The sequence below is a fragment of the Thalassoroseus sp. genome (assembly GCF_984380535.1).
In genome coordinates this window covers 164,015-181,673 of the sequence record NZ_CFHRBF010000006.1, presented here as the reverse complement: position 1 = coordinate 181,673, position 17,659 = coordinate 164,015, and the positions used below count along the sequence as shown (strand labels likewise).

At 54.7% G+C, this 17,659-nt stretch carries 16 protein-coding genes; 6 read left to right on the top strand and 10 right to left on the bottom strand.

Annotation, left to right across the window (positions count from 1 at the left end; translation table 11 throughout):
* Nucleotides 1-74 precede the first annotated feature (74 nt).
* Entirely contained in the window at nucleotides 75-776 is a 702-nt protein-coding gene (locus AC5DDB_RS10000; RefSeq protein WP_491739576.1) for a class I SAM-dependent methyltransferase, read from the top strand.
* Here the strand turns inward: AC5DDB_RS10000 and AC5DDB_RS09995 are convergent.
* Together AC5DDB_RS09995 and AC5DDB_RS09990 are read right to left on the bottom strand one after the other, a co-directional pair.
* Entirely contained in the window at nucleotides 749-1,918 is a 1,170-nt protein-coding gene (locus AC5DDB_RS09995) for a glycosyltransferase family 2 protein (protein WP_491739575.1), read from the bottom strand. The genes AC5DDB_RS10000 and AC5DDB_RS09995 overlap by 28 nt on opposite strands.
* Nucleotides 1,915-2,787: a lysophospholipid acyltransferase family protein gene (locus AC5DDB_RS09990; protein WP_491739574.1), complete on the bottom strand. Its 873-nt coding sequence runs from the start codon at nucleotides 2,785-2,787 to the stop codon at nucleotides 1,915-1,917. The genes AC5DDB_RS09995 and AC5DDB_RS09990 overlap by 4 nt, the downstream gene beginning before the upstream one ends.
* 255 nt (nucleotides 2,788-3,042) lie before the next feature.
* Here AC5DDB_RS09990 and AC5DDB_RS09985 point away from each other — a divergent pair, with 255 nt between their 5' ends.
* Nucleotides 3,043-3,702, top strand: a complete 660-nt coding sequence (locus tag AC5DDB_RS09985) for a hypothetical protein (protein WP_491739573.1) — start codon at nucleotides 3,043-3,045, stop codon at nucleotides 3,700-3,702.
* Here AC5DDB_RS09985 and AC5DDB_RS09980 read toward each other — a convergent pair.
* From AC5DDB_RS09980 to AC5DDB_RS09950, 7 genes are all read right to left on the bottom strand, one after another.
* Nucleotides 3,642-4,034 (bottom strand): hypothetical protein, encoded by a 393-nt coding sequence (locus tag AC5DDB_RS09980; protein ID WP_491739572.1) that lies wholly within the window; start codon nucleotides 4,032-4,034, stop codon nucleotides 3,642-3,644. The genes AC5DDB_RS09985 and AC5DDB_RS09980 overlap by 61 nt on opposite strands.
* Before the next feature lie 14 nt (nucleotides 4,035-4,048).
* Complete coding sequence (locus AC5DDB_RS09975; protein ID WP_491739571.1) at nucleotides 4,049-5,077, bottom strand: WD40 repeat domain-containing protein; 1,029 nt, start codon at nucleotides 5,075-5,077, stop codon at nucleotides 4,049-4,051.
* Between the two features lie 47 nt (nucleotides 5,078-5,124).
* Nucleotides 5,125-6,420 (bottom strand): DUF1501 domain-containing protein, encoded by a 1,296-nt coding sequence (locus AC5DDB_RS09970; protein ID WP_491739570.1) that lies wholly within the window; start codon nucleotides 6,418-6,420, stop codon nucleotides 5,125-5,127.
* A 59-nt stretch (nucleotides 6,421-6,479) separates the two neighbouring features.
* Nucleotides 6,480-8,117 carry a DUF1549 domain-containing protein gene (locus AC5DDB_RS09965; protein ID WP_491739569.1) on the bottom strand — a complete coding sequence of 546 codons (1,638 nt, stop codon included), beginning with the start codon at nucleotides 8,115-8,117 and terminating at the stop codon, nucleotides 6,480-6,482.
* Nucleotides 8,118-8,255: 138 nt separating this feature from the next.
* Nucleotides 8,256-9,449 (bottom strand): NPCBM/NEW2 domain-containing protein, encoded by a 1,194-nt coding sequence (locus AC5DDB_RS09960; protein WP_491739568.1) that lies wholly within the window; start codon nucleotides 9,447-9,449, stop codon nucleotides 8,256-8,258.
* Nucleotides 9,450-9,485: 36 nt separating this feature from the next.
* The gene (locus tag AC5DDB_RS09955; RefSeq protein WP_491739567.1) at nucleotides 9,486-10,523 is read right to left on the bottom strand and encodes a prenyltransferase/squalene oxidase repeat-containing protein; all 1,038 of its coding nucleotides are present in this window, start codon (nucleotides 10,521-10,523) and stop codon (nucleotides 9,486-9,488) included.
* Between the two features lie 138 nt (nucleotides 10,524-10,661).
* Entirely contained in the window at nucleotides 10,662-10,991 is a 330-nt protein-coding gene (locus AC5DDB_RS09950; RefSeq protein ID WP_491739566.1) for a hypothetical protein, read from the bottom strand.
* A gap of 144 nt (nucleotides 10,992-11,135) precedes the next feature.
* On the opposite strand from AC5DDB_RS09950, the gene corA reads away from it, so the two are divergent.
* The 4 genes from corA to AC5DDB_RS09930 all read left to right on the top strand — a co-directional run bounded on the left by corA (nucleotide 11,136) and on the right by AC5DDB_RS09930 (nucleotide 16,456).
* Nucleotides 11,136-12,245, top strand: coding sequence for a magnesium/cobalt transporter CorA (gene corA / locus AC5DDB_RS09945; protein WP_491739565.1), 1,110 nt, complete (start codon nucleotides 11,136-11,138; stop codon nucleotides 12,243-12,245).
* A 283-nt stretch (nucleotides 12,246-12,528) separates the two neighbouring features.
* Nucleotides 12,529-14,322: a hypothetical protein gene (locus AC5DDB_RS09940; protein ID WP_491739564.1), complete on the top strand. Its 1,794-nt coding sequence runs from the start codon at nucleotides 12,529-12,531 to the stop codon at nucleotides 14,320-14,322.
* A 53-nt stretch (nucleotides 14,323-14,375) separates the two neighbouring features.
* Nucleotides 14,376-15,716, top strand: a complete 1,341-nt coding sequence (locus AC5DDB_RS09935; RefSeq protein ID WP_491739563.1) for an ABC transporter permease — start codon at nucleotides 14,376-14,378, stop codon at nucleotides 15,714-15,716.
* Nucleotides 15,717-15,754: 38 nt separating this feature from the next.
* On the top strand, nucleotides 15,755-16,456 hold the full coding sequence (locus tag AC5DDB_RS09930; RefSeq protein WP_491739562.1) for an ABC transporter ATP-binding protein: 702 nt from the start codon (nucleotides 15,755-15,757) through the stop codon (nucleotides 16,454-16,456).
* 4 nt (nucleotides 16,457-16,460) lie between these two features.
* On the opposite strand, the gene AC5DDB_RS09925 is transcribed toward AC5DDB_RS09930, so the two are convergent.
* Nucleotides 16,461-17,525 carry a S49 family peptidase gene (locus tag AC5DDB_RS09925; RefSeq protein ID WP_491739561.1) on the bottom strand — a complete coding sequence of 355 codons (1,065 nt, stop codon included), beginning with the start codon at nucleotides 17,523-17,525 and terminating at the stop codon, nucleotides 16,461-16,463.
* Between the last annotated feature and the right edge of the window lie 134 nt (nucleotides 17,526-17,659).

The following is a 17,659-nucleotide window of genomic DNA, read 5'->3' as shown; positions in this document are numbered from 1 at the left end:
TGGTTTCGTTGCGGTACGTCTCGGAGTAGAATCCTCACTATTCCCGCAACGACATCCCAACGAAACCCATTCCGATGACGAAACGCCCCGCCGCGAATCGCGTGTTTTTTCGTGAGTTCTTCCGGCAGTTCCATACGACAGGTTCGATCGTTCCCAGCAGTCGATACCTTTCTCGATCACTGGCTAAGTTCGTCATCAACCGGGTCGAAGACCGTCCGCTTCGAATTCTAGAAGTGGGACCGGGAACGGGTCCTGTAACACGACAAATCGCCCAAGCGATGCAACTGCAGGATCGTCTCGATCTCGTCGAAATCAACCCGGAATTCGTTCGCGTCTTGAATGAACAAATTGAAAGCGAACCGGTCTTGCAAGCTGTCGCGGACCGCATTCGAGTTCTGAACCAACCGATCGAAGACGTCGAAGACTCAGACCCGTATGACGTTATTATTTCCGGGTTGCCCTTCAACAACTTCGATGGCAATCTCGTTGCGAGCATTCTTCAGCGGTTTGAACAACTCGCATGTCCGGGCGGACGTCTGTCGTTCTTCGAATATGTGGGGATTCGGAAGTTGAAGTCGACGGTGAGTCCGGGAAGAAAAACCCGGGAGCGAATGCGTAGCGTGACGGCTTCCCTCAACCAATATCTGGCTGCCGAGACCAGCCGCGACACGATTTTGAGGAACGTCCCGCCTGCATGGGTTCACCATGTGCAGTTTCCAGGCGAGACGAAAGCCCCCGCGGAAACAGATCAGCCGACTTCGTCGACTCGCGTCTGAGTTCGATCAGAACGGATCGGTCCGTAACTTCGCCCTCGCCACTCGGAGGAAACCCCTCGCAGGCGACGCAACCACGCCTGCCATTGAATTGCCAGCAATACGGTGACTCCCAACGGATGCAACACCAGCCCCAACCACGACTGTCGAAAACGCACCGTCATGACTAACCGAGTCAAAAAGCTCGCAACACAGGCAGCCACCACGATAAGCAGTTGAGCAGTCGAAAACCGCGACCGAGCCAGCAGACACAGAAACGGAAGCACATGCCCCCCAAATAGGAGGAACGTCCACACCCAAATGGCCACAGATGCCGCCAGTCCTTCCGTCGCGTTTTTGCCGAGCCCATTCCAGACGGCCCTCGAACTCTCATACATTCGACAAGTCGCGATCTCGGTGGCATCGAACAGATCGGTCTTGAGTCCATGCTCTCGATACCATCGTGGCAACTTCACGCCGTCATGGAGCGAGTCTCGCAAACCCGCATGCCCGCCGATGGCTTCATAGTCCGAGCGATGCGTCACAAAGAGTTGCCCGCATCCCGCAGCGTAAGCCGGCCTCGTGCAACGCCGCATTCGCCAAACCGGTAAGTAACCGAGCAACACAAAGTGGATCAGCGGGAGTAAAAGTCGTTCACCGAAAGTCACGGTCCTCTGAAACGGGACTCCGCTGACGAGTGCTGCCTGGGATTGCTCGAGAAACCCAACGGCCCGAACGACCGCATCGGGTTTTAATCTGACGTCAGCATCGAGAAAGACAAAAACATCGAAGCGTGCAAACTCCGCGAGTGTCAAACATGCATGCTGTTTGCCACACCAACCGGCGGGCAACCCCACTGCGTTTTCCAACCGCACACGCGGATCGACATCACTAAACTCGCGGACGACCTGGGCAGTTCCATCTTCGGATTGGTCATCCAGAACGACGATTTCAAACTCGACACCTGTCGTTCGAAGAGCCGCTTCGAGGGTTTGCCGGATTCCAGCTTCCTCGTTTCGGGCCGGGATGAGAATCGAAACGCCACGGGCGGACAATGGTTTGTTAGGTACAGCGGGACGTCGGTACTCGAACAGATTCCACACCGTCATCAGAAGAGGAACGACCGCCAAAGCGCACACGACCCAGACAAAAACATCAGTGATCACGAGCGATTCTCCTCGCTACTGCGAAAGTCACTGGTGTGTCTTCTCGGGCGAACGCGCTTACGAACCCGTTCCCACCAACCATAGATTCCACCGGTGCCGGTCCCGCCATCGAGCAACGACTCGAATTTCGATCCGTCCCCTCGTTGCACCGCTTCGGCAAGTTCGTTTTGGGCAGTTTCTAAACTATTCACAACGAAATCGCAGCATGTGAAAACGGACATCAATTGCTCGTCGGGTTTCCATCGCAATTCTCCCAGATTCAGCCGAATTTCTGGCAGTCGATGGTTTCCAAATACGTATTCCACCGCCACCGGCAGGATGAAACAGGAGTCCGCGACCGACATAATGTGGCCGATGCCGCGTTTCACCTGGACGGGACGTTCTCGGACATCTGTAAACCGACCTTGCGGCGTGATCCAGATAATCGATTGAGGTCGTTTGAGAATCTGCAAACTGCGATCCAAAAATTCCTTCGTTCCCTGAGGTCCTGGGGAAACGCCATAAAAACCGAGCCGACGAAAGAATCCGTAGTGTTCCAACATTTTGGAATCCATCGGCACATAATGCGTGTGATTCGAAAAGAAACGCGACGCCAACAACACGCCGACTAGTGGGTCCCACCAGGACGGGTGATTCATAAACACAATCCCGGAAGCCATCTGTCGTGTCTCAGGAAGCCGCGAAATCGCATCTTCGAGGATGCGAACCGCATGAAAATGACGTTTGAGATACCAGAGCGAATAACGAGTGAAATACCGCACAAGTCGGCGGGACGGATACGGAACCGCTGAGTTGATTGAAGTCTTTGTCACATCAGTCGATGCATTCGTCACCAGGCACACTTCCTTCAATGACGTTCGGTTCAACATCACAGTCGTTCGTTATCAGCCACGAGAAGCCGAATGATTCGACTTTGCCACATGTCAGGTCCCGTTAGAATGAAACGGAATCGTGTCGAGAATTCTGCCGAGTTCCGGCTGGAATCGTCTTCAAGACTTTGACCAGACCAGGTTATCGGTTTATTCTATGTTGTAGACGCGTTGTTTCCATCACACATGCGGATGTCGAGGTTCCCAAACCATTGAGTTCCTAGACCTGTGCGCAACCACTCATCCGGTTCTCTCATGAGTATTGACGTTTTTTGTCCGGAGTGCGAACACGAGTTGCATCTTCCCGACGAACGCATGCTCGGACGATGGGCACGGTGTCCTCAGTGCGAGACGAAATTCCAGCTTTTACGCTCGGAACGTCGTCCGGTCCCGAATGTCGATGTTTCCGTGCCTCCGATCGAAGACTCTCCGCCCGCGGACGAATCTGATGATTCGGAAGAGTGCGTGCAGACTTTGGAAGATGTGGGCGATGTCAACTTCGACGATTTGAATTTTGATTTCAGCGACGCACCGGAAGCTGAGGAGTTCCCGTCGCATGACGCCGCAGCCGCAAAAGAGTCTCCGCAAGACGCGTCGAAGTCCGCCGACGAATCCGGTTCGTTGCCGCCAGCATTGTTCAAGGAATTGTTCGGGCAACGATCGTTCGACGCAAAACGGTTCGTCAAATCTCCGGATCAACAGACAGACGATGACTTGTCGCAGCAGGAAAAGTCATCGGGAGTAGCCGAACCGAGTCGCCATCAGACATTGTGGATCGTGCTGTTGGCGTTCTTGATTGGTAGTCTGATCGGATTCGGTGTCTGGTTGGCCGTTGCAGCATTAAAGGCGAAACCTCAGACCGAATCGACATCGGCGATATCATCAATCGAGATCGGCCCGACGTTGGAAGATTGACCTGGTGTCGTGGGGGAAACGACGAGCAGCGTCAGTTGTCCGCGGAGGCTCTCTCGAGCGTCGGGATAACCTTCGATTTGCTGACCGTCTTGAAGGACGACGCGGACGGGCTTAGTCTCATCGACTCCCGCGATCCCTTCGTGAACCAAAGCGGGGAACCGGCTCCATGCCCAAGTCCAGAGTGTCGCATTGGCATCCACTCGACCGGCGATATCGCCCCATTCCTTCTCGGCTTTTAGAAGTTCTTTCCGGTTTGCCTGCCGACACCAAGGTTCCAATACATCGCGGATCCAGGCACGTCGCGACGCCACAAGTTCCTCAAAATCTGCCACTCAATGACTCCACGTTACTCGTCAGGGCTTTCCGTCAGACTCCATTCCACAAGTTTATTATGACCGGCAGTGTAGAGTTTTTCGCCTTGGTCGTCGAATACAAAGTCGTGAACGTGCATGGGTGCCTTTTCTTGGTGGATGAGTTTCCCGGTTTCCGTGTCATAGAAACTCAGGAAGCCACCGTGATCTCCACCAGCAGCGAGCAACCAATTACTCGAATCCGAGAAGTGTAACCGTTCGACGAGTCCTTTGAGCTTGTCGTCTTCGATCTCGTGTAGTCTTTTGCCACTTTCCCATTGAAAAATCTCGACTCGCGACGGTCCACCGAGATGGTCGATGTTACCGATCTTGCCGATCCCGCCAACCGCGATGCGTTTGCCATCGGGAGAGAACGCGACGCTACGAATACCGCCGATGGAGTGGCGGCGTTGCCGCGGGTCCCAGGTGTACATGACCGGCGCATCCAACTCGGCAGCCACCTCGCCTGTTGCAACTTCCCAGACGATCACGTGCCCGATTCGGTCGGCGGTCGCCAAGAATTGGCCATTTGGCGAGAATGCAGCCGCATACAACATGGACGGGTAATGATGCGGCGTCTCTCGAGCGTGTTTCTCCAATGACCGAATCGCTTCGCCGCTATTCGCATCCCAAAGTCGACACACCATGTCGTCGGCCACACTTGCGATCAGTTTGCCATCAGGACTGGCAATCACGCCCCGAATCCAACTCGGGTGAGCCTCGACGTCTCGAATGGATTTCCGTTCTTGCGGGTCCCACCAGATCAAGCGTCCGTCGTACGCTCCCGATACCAATACGTTTCCCGAGTCGCCACCAACCGTGATTCCGGTGACATAACTTTGGTGGGACTCCCCAGTGAGCGGTTGAAACTCTGGTTTCTCGGCATCCGTCTGTAAGGCAACCACTTGAAAGCTGGAATTTCCGACGAACAAAGTCGAAGAATTCGGCTGCCGCGTGATGCAGAACGCGATGTCTTGCGTTCCTCGTTCGGCTATCTTTTTCAGGTTCTTGGGATCGACTGTCATGAAAGAGGCCCTCTACGGAAGTGAATTCGCTAAGTCTGTCAGTCCGATTACGCCAAGACTTCCGAGATGGCTTTGCAACCGAAATCGACAATCGGAACCGGTCGCGAGCCGAGGTAGTATTCGTGGTGCGTCGAGATTCCGACCGCTTCGAAAATCGTCGCAAACAAGTCGCCGGCTTTCGCTTCACCGTCGACAACCGTGTTTCCTTGGGGATCGGTTTTCCCGTAAACGGAACCGCCGCGAACTCCACACCCTGACAGCGAACAACTCCAAGCGGACGCAAAGTGATCCCGCCCCAGACTCGGATTGATGCGGGGCGTCCGGCCGAATTCTCCGAGCGTGATCACCAACGTGTTTTCCAGTAACCCGCGTTGCTCAAGGTCGTCCAGCAAACCGGACATGGATTGATCCAAATCGGCGCACAATTCGCGGTGTGTCTCGAAGTTTTGCCCGTGACTGTCCCACCATGCCCGCGCGACTTTCACGAATGGCACTCCGGCTTCGACGAGACGTCTTGCAACCAGACATTGTTCGCCGAATTGCGTTGGTCCATACATGGCCCGCACGGATTCCGGTTCGCCGGACACATCGAACAAAGTTTCGCTGGCCATCAAGCCTTTGACGCGTTGGTAGGCGGTATTGTGGCTGGCGACGACATCGTTGTGGCGATGCTCACTAAACCCCTTTGCGAGCAGAGTGCGGAGATCATTGCGAGCTTGATGATCCGACACGCTCACCGCTTCCAAACGGGCGATGTTTTGCGGTTTCATTTGATCCGACAGGAACATCGGAGCATAACGCGATCCCAGAAAACCAGACGTGCCTTTGCGTCGGCCTTCGGTCGACGTGTACATGGAGACGTAATCGGGAACTTGGCTGTCGCGTCGTCCGAGTTCGCGAGCGCAGATGGCTCCTAGATCGGGAAACTCGGTCCCCGGTTCCGGTCGACGGCCGGTTTCCATTAATTGGGCACCGCCACCGTGATCGCCGACTTTCGTGTTCAGCGAGCGAATAATCGCGGTATGCTGCATTCGTTGGGCGAGTTTCGGCAGCAGTTCACAAACCTCGACACCGGGCACGTTGGTAGAAATCGCCCGGTACGGTCCGCCGGTCGGTTGGCCGGGTTTCGGATCCCAAGTTTCCAGCTGACTCGCACCGCCAGCCAACCACAGCAAGATCACGTGCTTCTGTTGTTGCTTCAGTTCGCTCGCGAATGTCGGGCTTTGCAGTACATCGAGCGTAGTCATGTCCGCCGCGAATGCCGTCCCTAACGCTGCTGCCGACCCGAGAAACTGACGACGACTCGGCATCACTAAACGGCTCGACGGTTGTTGGTTCGGCATGGCGTTTCCTTTTTCGAATGACGTTCGCAGTCTCACACAGACACGGTCAATCGAAGCGGTTAGTAGTTGAAGCGGAGCTCGGGACTTGTGATCAACGCCCATACGAGTTGTTGAATGGCAGCATCGGTTCGATCGGTCCGGGATTCGAGATATTCTTGACAAGCGGCGAGTTCTTCTGGCTGAGGCTCACGTCCGTAGACGTTCCAGAACGCGGACGTCACTTGCTGACTGGGCGAGTCTATCGAACGGAGTTGCCCGACCAACCGATCGTTCGAGGTTCGCAGCAAATCGTTTTGCACACGTGAGTTATTGTTGAACAACAACGCTTCGTCGACACTGACTTGGAAATGTTCGCCGGGTAGCTCCAGTTCGTTCGCCAAGGAATACGACTGTCGTTCCAAGTTCTCACGCTGTTTGGACCATTCCTCCGCGGGCATATCGAGCGGAAACCGGTCGGCCGCCGTCGTGGCGATGATCAGTGAAATCGCGTACTGCCGAGGCGACAGAACTCGTGTTTGCCCCATCGCAAAATTATCCACGTAAGGCGGCTTTTCTTCGTCGCAGGCACTGCTTCGCGCGTATGTGTCGGACAGGACCAGTTCGCGAATCAGCGGTTTGAGGTGGTAGCCGTTTTCGATCAGAAACTTCGTAGCCGATTCGAGAACTTCCGGGTGATTCGCCGGGTTTTCCGAATGCATTTGATCGAGCGGATGGACTAATCCATGTCCAAAGAACCGAGACCAAAGCCGATTCACAATCGACTTGGCAAGAAAGTGTTGGTTCTCCGGCTTCAATGCGACTTGGACCAACTGCTCACGCGGGCGAAAATCGGGAACGGGGATTTCCGCGTCTTTTTCCTTCGTGGCTTTCTCGACGAGTTTTCGTTCGGCTTCGCGTTCTTCTTTCGACTTTTCGACGTTGGGTTCCTCGACGATATCGCCGGTGAGGAACATCATCTTGGCGTGTTTGTCTTCTCCGGCAGTCGTCTTAAATTTGACTTCCGCATCGAACTTCTCCGCGAGCTTGTCCGACTTCGTGAGGTAAGTCCGTGCAAAGAACGATTTGAAGCCGAAATAGTGATCCTGCTTCCAATCTTCGACGAGCGGATGATCATGACACTGAGCACAATTGATGCTTACGCCGAAGAAAAGACGACTGGTGTCGTTGGCCATATCGTCCGGTTCGCGGATGCGTTTCTTCAGGAATGTGATCGCGTATTGATTCACGTCGTCGTCTGTCGATTCCGTCGGTGGAACCATCAGGTCTTCGAACATCTGATTCCAAGGACGATCTTCAGCGGCCACGACTCGCAGGTATTCGAGCCATTTACTATCGGTGCGATTTTCATTCATGAGAACCGCGTCGAACCAGTTCGCCTGATGAAACGCAAAGTCGGGGCTATCGAGTAGCCGATCGACGAGTTTTTGTCTTTTGTCAGGAGCCGGGTCGTCCAGATACGCTTTGGTTTCCGCTACGGTGGGAATGCGGCCTGCCAAGTCGAGCGTTGTCCGCCGAAGGATGACCGAATCACTTGCAAGCGGGGTCGGGGTAATCTCGTTCGCTCGATTGGCCGCATCGATCTTTTGATCGATTAGCTGAGAAAGCGGGGGCTCGGACGGTTGGTTCTCGGCGAAGAGAGATTCACTGAAACACAAACCAAGCAGGCAGGCGATGCGGGCCGATCGAAACGCAATCATTTTGTCTCCGCAGCCATCTGGAGTTGGGGCGGGTGAGGGCAGGGGGATGGCCAGCGAGGTCAATTGCGGACCATCAATCAGGTTAGCGAATCTTGATGCGTCACGCAAGCAGTTTCAGGTGAAGACTCTGGACGCACGTTAGGGAAGTAGAACGGGATCGATCCAATTGGCATAGTCCCGCACATCGCCACGTGGACCAAACTCGATGATCAGCGTGAGCGTCTCCGCGTTGGCGACATCGATTTCAAGGGATTCGGCCGACTCTTTCCCCGTGTGAGGTTCGCTTCGGAACCGCTCTTCTCCATCTACATCAACGCGAAAAACGGCCATGCCACGACCTTCCGCCGCGTCATCGAGCCCAATCCTTGCGCGGAAATGCCGATATTGCTTGCCGAGTGTGTAGGTGACTTCCGAGTGGCTGATTGCTCCCAAGCCGATGGGATATTCGCGTCCGTCGAGTTGTAGGTATCCATCGAGCACATTCCGATTGACCCGCAGATCCCGTTGTGTCTGCAGAAACGGGATGAAACGAAATTGAGCCGGTGACAACTCGGTCAACCAAGTCGTCTTTCCGCCGAGAAGTCGCCCGGAAATCACGTCCGCCAGCGGTAACGTCAATTCGATACCACAAGCCGCCTGACCGGTAATTTCACGACCATCGATGAGTTTCCAACGAGTCAATGTGATCCAACTGCCGTCGGCAAGCGTCAATAAAACACGGGCCGTCGTCGGTGCAGGGAAGCTGATGATCTCGTCATCCAAACGAACCGCTTGCACATCTTTTGTGGAGACAGGGATCTCCTTGCCGTTGCGGTCTAAAGTGAGCTTGTCGTCTTTCATTCCCAACAGAACGCCCGTCAGTTCATCGCGATTCTTGAGGCGGATTAGGTCCTGCCCTGCATACGGTTTGAGCCCCAAGGCGATGACGCGTCGACGGGGATCAGCCAGACGGGGTACATCGGCAAAAATGGCCTGAACGGTCTCAAACGGAATTTCGGCGACGGGCAGTTGAGAGAACACCGACCATTTCATCCGAACGGCAAGTTCATCGATCCCGATGACAGTTCCGCGGAGCCGATCACCATTGGCCAACACAACAAGCGGCCCACCGTTGACCACTTGCGGTTGTCGACCGGGTGATCGCAGCCAGACAAGATCGCCGGTCGGAATGGACTGCGTTTTGCCATCGTTGGTCAACAATTTGATCGCATCGTCATTCCAAGTCTGAATCTGGCCGGTGAGTCGCTGGTTCGAGACGGTGAGCAACTCGAACACTTCCGCCGAAGTTGCATTCGACGAGAGTCCGGCAAACAGGATAAGAAAAGCGATCAAGAACAGTCGGCTAGAAATGACCACAGGTGCTAGGTCTCAGCGTTGGAAGATGGGCAGATAATTGTTTGGCATTTGCAGGATGATCAATGCCATCCCGGTTGCATATTCGTTGCAGATCGCCGTGTCGGACCAAGAACCATTGGGGAGTTGCTTCTGCAGAAGTTCCTCGCGAATCGCGGAATACCACTCCGTCCAGTAACGTCCTCCAGCGTGCCACATGGCCTGAATCGCGTAGTAATGCCCGTAATAATAGTAGCTTTCGTAACGGAAAATCTCGCCTCGGGGCAAAGACCGCATTAGATAGTTCAACCCCCGTGTGACTTCGGGGCCTTCGAAAATACCGGCGTTGTACATAGCGACCACGCAGGCAGCCGAACGTGGAAACATGCTTTCGGCTTGACGGACTAGTTGATACCGAAAACCGCCATCAGGGTTTTGATTCCGTTTGATATAACCGATGCAGCGATCGACGGTCTCTTTGGGCACCGACAGCCCACAGTTACGGGCCGCCCGTAACGCCATCATTTGGCAAACCGTGACTGAGACATCTGCAGCAGACACCTGTGCCGGTTGATAACGCCAACCGCCTTCACGGTTTTGCGTGCGGATGATCAACTGGACGGCTTTCGCGAGCTTCTCCCGAATCTCGTCGTCGGGTGTCATTCCGTAAACTTCGGCTAGAAAGAGCGTTGCGAAACCATGACCGTACATCGGACCATGCGATTTGTAACGCTCGTTGATAATGAACCCGCTCGGCTTTGTTTTCGACAGCAAGAATCCGACGATTTTCTGAACGTGTTCGCCATACGGTCCACGCCCCGGTGTGCTGCCACTGGAGAGAAACGCCATTCCGCAAAGGGACGAGACCGCAACGTTGCGACCGTAGTTGTTGCCAGACCCGAAAGAACCGTCTTCATTCTGCCGACTTGCCAGCCACGCCAACCCGCGATCGATTGCAATCTGCGTCTCCGGCGTGACCTGGTCCACTGCCAATTCGGAGGTGTCATCCTGTTGTCCAACAACCGGTTCGGTCGTGGAGACGAGAACAATCAACCCCAGGAACACAACACGCATAAATCCGCTCCGGAATGAGAGACACCGGCGTCTGCATCCTTGCGGGTTCCAGGTGCCAAATTGGGGACGACGAAACACAATGGACTCGGTCAGCTAAGTGACACGAATCCACGGAGTGTCTCATCCCCTCGTTCCCGGCTATTGTACCGCGTCGGGGTAGTTTGTGGAAACCGCTGGTGGCAATGTCGGTGCGAGGAACGGGTCGGCTCCCAACATTGTCCGACCTTCGAGCGTGCGTCGAGGTTCCGGTCGTTGCTCTTGGAAGCTGGGCGGACGGGTGAACGTGTCCGGCCCGGCGTCTTCGTCGGCGAACGGATCGTGCAATCGGTATTTGGCCCGTTCGATCGGCGATGGTGTGGGAGCGACTTGCGGCAGCTCGGTGTTGAACGGCGTCACACACCCGGTTGCAAATGTCATTACACACGCAACGGCAACCAGCGTGACTAGTTGAAAAGATTTTCGCGACATGAGAACCGCTCGGATTTGAGTACCGCAATGCGAGAGAGGAGCGGAAATCTAACGAAATCCCTGAATTCCGGGAACCCCGATTCATCTTGGTCGAAATCGCCGAGATACTTACACTGTTCTCGCCTAATCAACGAGGATTTTCCTATGCCGGTCCGTGAAGCTTTGCTGCAAACCGTCTACCGCCCGTTCCGTCGCCGCACCAAACCCGGTTCGGTTCCTGGCACGATTCGGACCGACCCGTCGCTGCCGCCGACAGTCTGTGACATCGTGGCGTACGGTCCTGTCGATATCGAGGAACGCCTCGAAGCGACCGTCGACGATATTCCCGAATTGGCAGAGCGTTTTGCCGTTTGCTGGGTGAATGTCGTCGGTCTTGGCACAGCGGAAGTGCTCAAGAGAATCGGGGAATATCACAAAATGCACCCCTTGGCCTTGGAAGACGTCGTCAATACGCATCAACAGGCCAAAGTGGAAGAGTACGATGGGCAACTCTTCATCGTCGTACGGATGGCCCGGCAAACTCCACGGCTGTGGGCCGAGCAGGTCAGTATGCTGGTCGGTGAGAAGTTCGTTGTCACGTTTCAGGAACAAGCAGGGGATTGCTTCGACAGCGTCCGCCAACGCATCCGCAAGAGTTCCGGACGAATCCGAGGTCGCGGACCGGATTACCTCGCCTATTCCCTGATCGACGCAATCTTGGACAACTATTTCCCGGTTTTGGAACACTATGGTGTCGAACTCGATGCCTTGGAAGAACGGCTACTCTCCGGAAAAGCACACAATGTGATTCCGGAAATCCACCGAGTCCGCAGCGAAATCCTGCATCTTCGACGAACAATTTGGCCACACCGCGATGCCGTAAACGTGCTCATTCGAGAGGAACATCCTCTCGTGCAACCGGAAACAAAGATGTATTTGCGAGACTGCTACGACCATATCTCGCATCTCAGTGACGTAGCCGATACCTACCGCGATCTTGGCTCGGGGCTGCGTGAGTTACAGTTCTCGCTCGAAAGTCAGCGGACCAACGAAGTGATGAAGGTCCTCACGGTGATCGCCACCATTTTTATGCCGCTAGGGTTCATTGCAGGCGTCTACGGCATGAATTTCGACCCCGAGTCATCTCCGTGGAACATGCCGGAACTCGAATGGGCATATGGGTATCCGTTCGCGATCACTCTCATGATCGGAATCGCGGCCAGCTTATTGATGTTCTTCCGACACAAAGGATGGTTGGGAAATTCCGGCTCCTGAGCACCCCAAAATCGCACTAATGTCTCATGTCACAGGCTAAAGCCAGGCCTGATTTTTGGGAATCCGCCGGAAAAGTTTCATTTTGACCGGTCGCTATTCATCGAGAGTGGGTTATATAATACAGGTAATTAGCCTGGGCCATCCCCCACCTTTACACAAAGACCTCAACAAACATCCACTTTCACAACCGTGAATCGGGAGTGAATCGGTCCGTTGGCCACGGACTTAGGAATCGTGGGTGTACAGCGAGAGTTCTTTGTGTCAACGGACCCTGAATTACGCCATGCTCGACAGTCTTCCCACCAAATCGACAGAAGCGTCGGACGAAACCCAACCTCGTTCGGAATCCCGATTGAACCTCCGTAATGAATCGCAACACTCTCCCGGACGCAAAAAGTCGGGATGGTTGCTTGCGGTTGGTGTGATTGCCGTCCTGGTGGCAGGCGGGTTCTTTCTTTATCCGCGTCTGACGGAACTCTCGGCTGACGAACGAGATAAGGGTTGGTTGACCGCTCCGGTTTCCAAACAACGCCTCGTGATTTCCGTCACAGAAGACGGCAACGTCGAGAGTGCGAGCAACATCGACGTTAAGTGTGAAGTCGCTGGCGGTAGTACGATTCTGTGGATCGTCGAAGACGGTAAAAACGTCGTGCAGGGGGAAGAACTCGTTCGTCTCGATCAGGCTACGATCGAAGAGCAACTCGTTGCCCAAAAGATCGTTTATGAACGCGCCTTAGCGACAAAAATTAAAGCCGAACAAGATTACGCGGCGGCGGACATCGCGGTGAAGGAATACGTTGAAGGAACGTACATCCAAGAAAAACAGATTCTTGAGACGACTGTCACGATCGCTGAAGAAAACTTGCGGAGTGCCAAGAATGTGCACGATCACACGCAACGCATGTTCCGCAAAGGCTTTGTGACGGCTCTTCAACTCGAAGCCGACGATTTTGCAGTCAAGCGAGCCCAACTGGAACTCGAGTCCGCTAAGACAGCCCTGGATGTGCTCAAGAAGTTCACCCGTGCGAAAATGGTGCAAGAGTTAGAAGCCGTCCGAGACGCCGCTGCAGCCCAAGCGCGATCGGAAGATGCTGCCTGCACCTTAGAGAAAGATCGGCTCGATCAACTGGTGAAGCAGAAAGAACAATGTCTGATCAAGGCCCCGAAGAAGGGGATGGTGGTTTACGCCAACGAACGCAACCGACGCGGTGGCAGTGAAGCCACCATCGAAGAAGGAGCGGCTGTCCGTGAAGGTCAGGCGTTGATCCGTCTTCCCGATCTGTCGCAAATGCAAGTTGTCGTGAAGATTCACGAAAGCAAAGTCGAGCAAATCAAACCCGGTGCACCGGCAACCATCAAGGTTCAAGGTCGCGAGTATTCGGGCAAAGTCGTCTCCGTGGCTAACCAACCGGAATCGAAGAGTTGGTTCTCATCCGATGTGAAAGAGTATTCCACGGTCGTTGCGATTGATGGCGAGACCAAACGCCTAAAACCGGGGATGACTGCCCAAGTCGAAATTTTTGTAGCAGACCTCAAAGACGAGTTGACGGTGCCCGTCTCGGCGGTTGTCGAGCAGGGTGGCCAGTTTTATGTCTGGGTCATCGGTGAAAAGGGCCCTGAACGTCGACCGGTTCTATTAGGGCCAACGAACGATAAGGTGATTGCCCTCCGTGACGGTGTCACCATTGATGAAGAAGTGTTCCTGAATCCACGTGCTGTGATCGATGAAGCTCGACAGGATTCCGATGCACCAGCAGGTGAAAAGGTTCTGCCGGATGGAATCCCTTCGAAGATGGAGCCCAGTCAACCTCGTGATGATGCCCCTGGTCGTCCGGTCGCTAAGAACGGTCCGGCCAAAGGTGCTAAACCGACCCTTGCCAGTCTAGATACTGACGGCAATGGGAAACTCAGTCGCGATGAAGCGCCGGCCTGGATGAAAACCTTATTCGATAGTGTGGATACCGACAAGGACGGAAGCGTAGGAGCAGCGGAATGGGCGGCTATGCGAGCCCAAGCTCCCAAACGGCGTCCGGAGAATGCCGAGCAGACCACGAGCGAAACCGCCGTGGGCGGTTGATTGATTGTACGCCAAGACACTCCGCATGTTCTTCAGTGACGGCATAAACTCCTGTGATTTTTGAAATTTGGCGGACGCTCCGCCTCGGACTTAAAAGCCTGTTCCTGCACAAGTTGCGGTCGGCTTTGGCGATGTTGGGGATTCTGATCGGCGTGACGGCAGTCATTTGGCTCGTCGCGTTGGGAGAAGGCGTTAGTTACCAAGCTCAAGAGCAAATCAAAGAGCTCGGTGCCACCAACATCATCATCAAAAGCGTCAAACCAACGCAAACCCGTTCCTCGGGCAGCGGAGGTTTGGTCGTCGATTACGGTCTGACACGGAACGACTTTGACCGGATTCTCGCCATCCCGACCGTCGAACGTGCTGTCCCGATGCGGACAATCCGACGCCAAGCACGGTCGCAGGGACGGACCGTCGACGTCGAACTACTCGGCGTGACGCAGGAATACATGGAGATCAATCGGTTATCCCTGGATCGGGGTCGATTCATTGAGGACCGCGACTCTGCGATTCCGCCCGATAACGTAGCCGTCATTGGTAGCGAGGTCGTCGAGAAACTCTTTCCCGTCGGAAACCCGATTGGTCAAACGATTCTCATCGACGAGGACTTCTACGTAGTCATCGGCACCACCAAGAACCGCCAAGCCTCGGCTTCCATCGGCGGGAGCCTGGAAGGCAGGAACTACAATCTCGACGTCTACATTCCGTTGGCCACGCTGCGAGCCCGCATCGGCGATCAGGTGATGACCAGCAATGTCGGTAGTCTCGAAGGGGAACTGGTCCAGCTCAGTCAAATTACGGTGACAGCGAAGGACTTCAAGTCCGTCGAGGAAACGGCAGAAATCATTGAAATTCTGCTCGCGAAGTATCACACGAAATACAAGAAAACGCCGGACTACTCGATTACGGTTCCCAAAGAACTGCTCAAGCAGGCCGAAGTTGTTCGGATGATGTTCAACATTTTGCTGGTGCTGATTGCCGGTATTTCGCTGGTGGTTGGCGGGATCGGCATTATGAACATCATGCTCGCCACAGTGACAGAACGTACGAGAGAAATCGGAATTCGCCGAGCACTTGGCGCGAGACGAAAAGATATCGTCATCCAGTTCCTCGCGGAAACTGTTTTACTTTCGGCGATTGGTGGCTTATTGGGTGTGGGTCTGGGACTCCTCTGCGGCCCTGCCATCACTTCGGTGAAGTGGCTGATGAATGAATATTGGCCGGACGTGATCGTCGCTCTCCCACGCAACATTGCAAACTTGGAGCCGATCATCGCGAACTGGTCAGTGATCGCCGCCTTCTTGATTTCGGTCTGTGTGGGCGTGCTTTTCGGCGTCTACCCGGCTGTCCGAGCTGCCCGGATGGATCCGATCGAAGCTCTACGCCACGAATAATTTCAGCGACCTCGAATCACCACGACGACAATACAGCTATGCGTTTAGCCGCCCTCGTTGAGAATCTTCAAAAACACTACCGGCTCGGAGGCGACGTTCTCGTTCGAGCGCTGCGCGGTGTCTCGGCAGAGTTCCCGGAAGGTGACTATGTCGCACTGATGGGGACATCCGGGAGCGGTAAGAGTACGTTTCTCAACTTACTCGGCGCACTCGACCGACCAACTTCGGGTCGGTATGTGTTAGCAGGACATGATGTGTCTCAGCTTAGTGACGACCATCTCTCCGATATTCGCAATCAACTGATTGGTTTCATCTTCCAATCGTACAACTTGATCGCTCAGTACACGGTTCTAGAGAACATTCAAGTTCCGCTCCAGTACCGTCCTGGTCATCCGCCGTTGAGTTCGCGGGATGTCAATCATTGCATCGATTTGGCGTCGTCGTTGGGACTAGGGGACCGGCTCGATCACCGACCGAGCCAACTGTCCGGGGGGCAACAACAGCGGGTTGCGATTGCCCGGGCACTCATCAACGACCCCGCGATCATTCTCGCCGACGAACCCACCGGAAACTTGGATAGTGCAACCGGGGCGGAAATCATGCAGATCATGCGAGACCTCAACGAAGAGGGCCGCACGATCATCATGGTGACACACGAACCCGAAATCGCTCAGCACGCTCGCCGTCAGTTCTACATGAAAGACGGCGTGATCGCGGGCGAAGGCATCTTCCCTGGTTGAACCACTACGGTGAGTCGGTCGTCGACAGACTCGGTTCGGGTTGCCAGAGGTACAAGAACGTCGGCAACTTCGAACGGTCGAGGCCGGGTACGTTGACCGCCAAGAGGGTCTTCTGCAGCGGCGTATTCGGCGATATGTCGTAGGGCGAATTCACGGGATCGTTCTTGCGATGGATCATCACAAGACCTGCATCCTGGCAGTTCCCGAGTTCGGCCACTTTGTTCATCGCTTCATCAAGGTAGCCAACTTCGTCGATCAGCCCCCGTTCATACGCTTGAGCTGCAGTGAAGACGCGACCATCGAAGTTGCTTCGTTCGTCCTCAACCTGTACGGGTCGTGATTGCTTGACGACCGTGATAAAGCGTTCGTGGAATTCGTTGGCCATTGTCGCCAAGATTCGACGTTGTTGTTTCGTTTCACCTTCACGCATCGTCGGTGTGCCCAGGTCGATGTTTTTTCCCGACTTGATCGGTACCGCGAAAATGTTGAACTGGGCCATCTGCCCTTCGACATTGTAAAGGTTCAAGATCACGCCGATCCCGCCGACGACACTGGTCGGATGGGCAATGATATGATCGCTGGCCTGTGCCAAGTAATAGGCACCACCGGCACCATGAGCCATGATACACGTGACCACTGGCAGCCCCGTGCGAGCCTTAAAGGCAATCAGTTCACGAGCCATGATATCGGTCGCGGTCACGCCACCGCCGGGGCTGTTGATCCGCAGAAGCACCCCACAAAACCCATTGGGGTTGTTTGCGATATAATCCAGCTTCTCCCGGAACACCGCAACCGGATTTTGGCCGAGTGAGAATAGTCCCGTCCGCTCTTCGTAGACGAGCAATCCGTCCACATCGATGACTGCGATCTTTCCGCATCCGTTCTTCGGGTACGGAACGACCGGCATTTCGACCATCGGACCATGATCGGCATCCGGCGGCATGTTCACAATGACATCCGTCGTTCCGGTCAAGCCGACTTTCGAGAATGTGGTGACGGGGGGAATTGCCGGAATTCGACAACCAGCCAAACACACCAGCATTCCGTACAGAAGGAGACATTTCCGCATGTTGCTTCAAACCACAAGAGTCGCAAAACTGGATTGTTCCCATTCTGCGTATCGACCGTTGCGGCCTGAAAAATCGAACCAACCGTACGTTCGCCGATTGTACCGGTTATGACGATTTCAGCGGTTGTGAGCTA

Excerpts from the sequence above, each read along its gene's own strand:
- AC5DDB_RS09930 (WP_491739562.1), top strand. The coding sequence starts at position 15,755 with ATGCGTTTAGCCGCCCTCGTTGAGAATCTTCAAAAACACTACCGGCTC.
- AC5DDB_RS09970 (WP_491739570.1), bottom strand. The coding sequence starts at position 6,420 with ATGCCGAACCAACAACCGTCGAGCCGTTTAGTGATGCCGAGTCGTCGT.
- corA (WP_491739565.1), top strand. The coding sequence starts at position 11,136 with ATGCCGGTCCGTGAAGCTTTGCTGCAAACCGTCTACCGCCCGTTCCGT.
- AC5DDB_RS09950 (WP_491739566.1), bottom strand. The coding sequence starts at position 10,991 with ATGTCGCGAAAATCTTTTCAACTAGTCACGCTGGTTGCCGTTGCGTGT.
- AC5DDB_RS09975 (WP_491739571.1), bottom strand. The coding sequence starts at position 5,077 with ATGACAGTCGATCCCAAGAACCTGAAAAAGATAGCCGAACGAGGAACG.
- AC5DDB_RS09985 (WP_491739573.1), top strand. The coding sequence starts at position 3,043 with ATGAGTATTGACGTTTTTTGTCCGGAGTGCGAACACGAGTTGCATCTT.
- AC5DDB_RS09990 (WP_491739574.1), bottom strand. The coding sequence starts at position 2,787 with ATGTTGAACCGAACGTCATTGAAGGAAGTGTGCCTGGTGACGAATGCA.
- AC5DDB_RS09925 (WP_491739561.1), bottom strand. The coding sequence starts at position 17,525 with ATGCGGAAATGTCTCCTTCTGTACGGAATGCTGGTGTGTTTGGCTGGT.
- AC5DDB_RS09965 (WP_491739569.1), bottom strand. The coding sequence starts at position 8,117 with ATGATTGCGTTTCGATCGGCCCGCATCGCCTGCCTGCTTGGTTTGTGT.
- AC5DDB_RS09940 (WP_491739564.1), top strand. The coding sequence starts at position 12,529 with ATGCTCGACAGTCTTCCCACCAAATCGACAGAAGCGTCGGACGAAACC.
- AC5DDB_RS09955 (WP_491739567.1), bottom strand. The coding sequence starts at position 10,523 with ATGCGTGTTGTGTTCCTGGGGTTGATTGTTCTCGTCTCCACGACCGAA.
- AC5DDB_RS10000 (WP_491739576.1), top strand. The coding sequence starts at position 75 with ATGACGAAACGCCCCGCCGCGAATCGCGTGTTTTTTCGTGAGTTCTTC.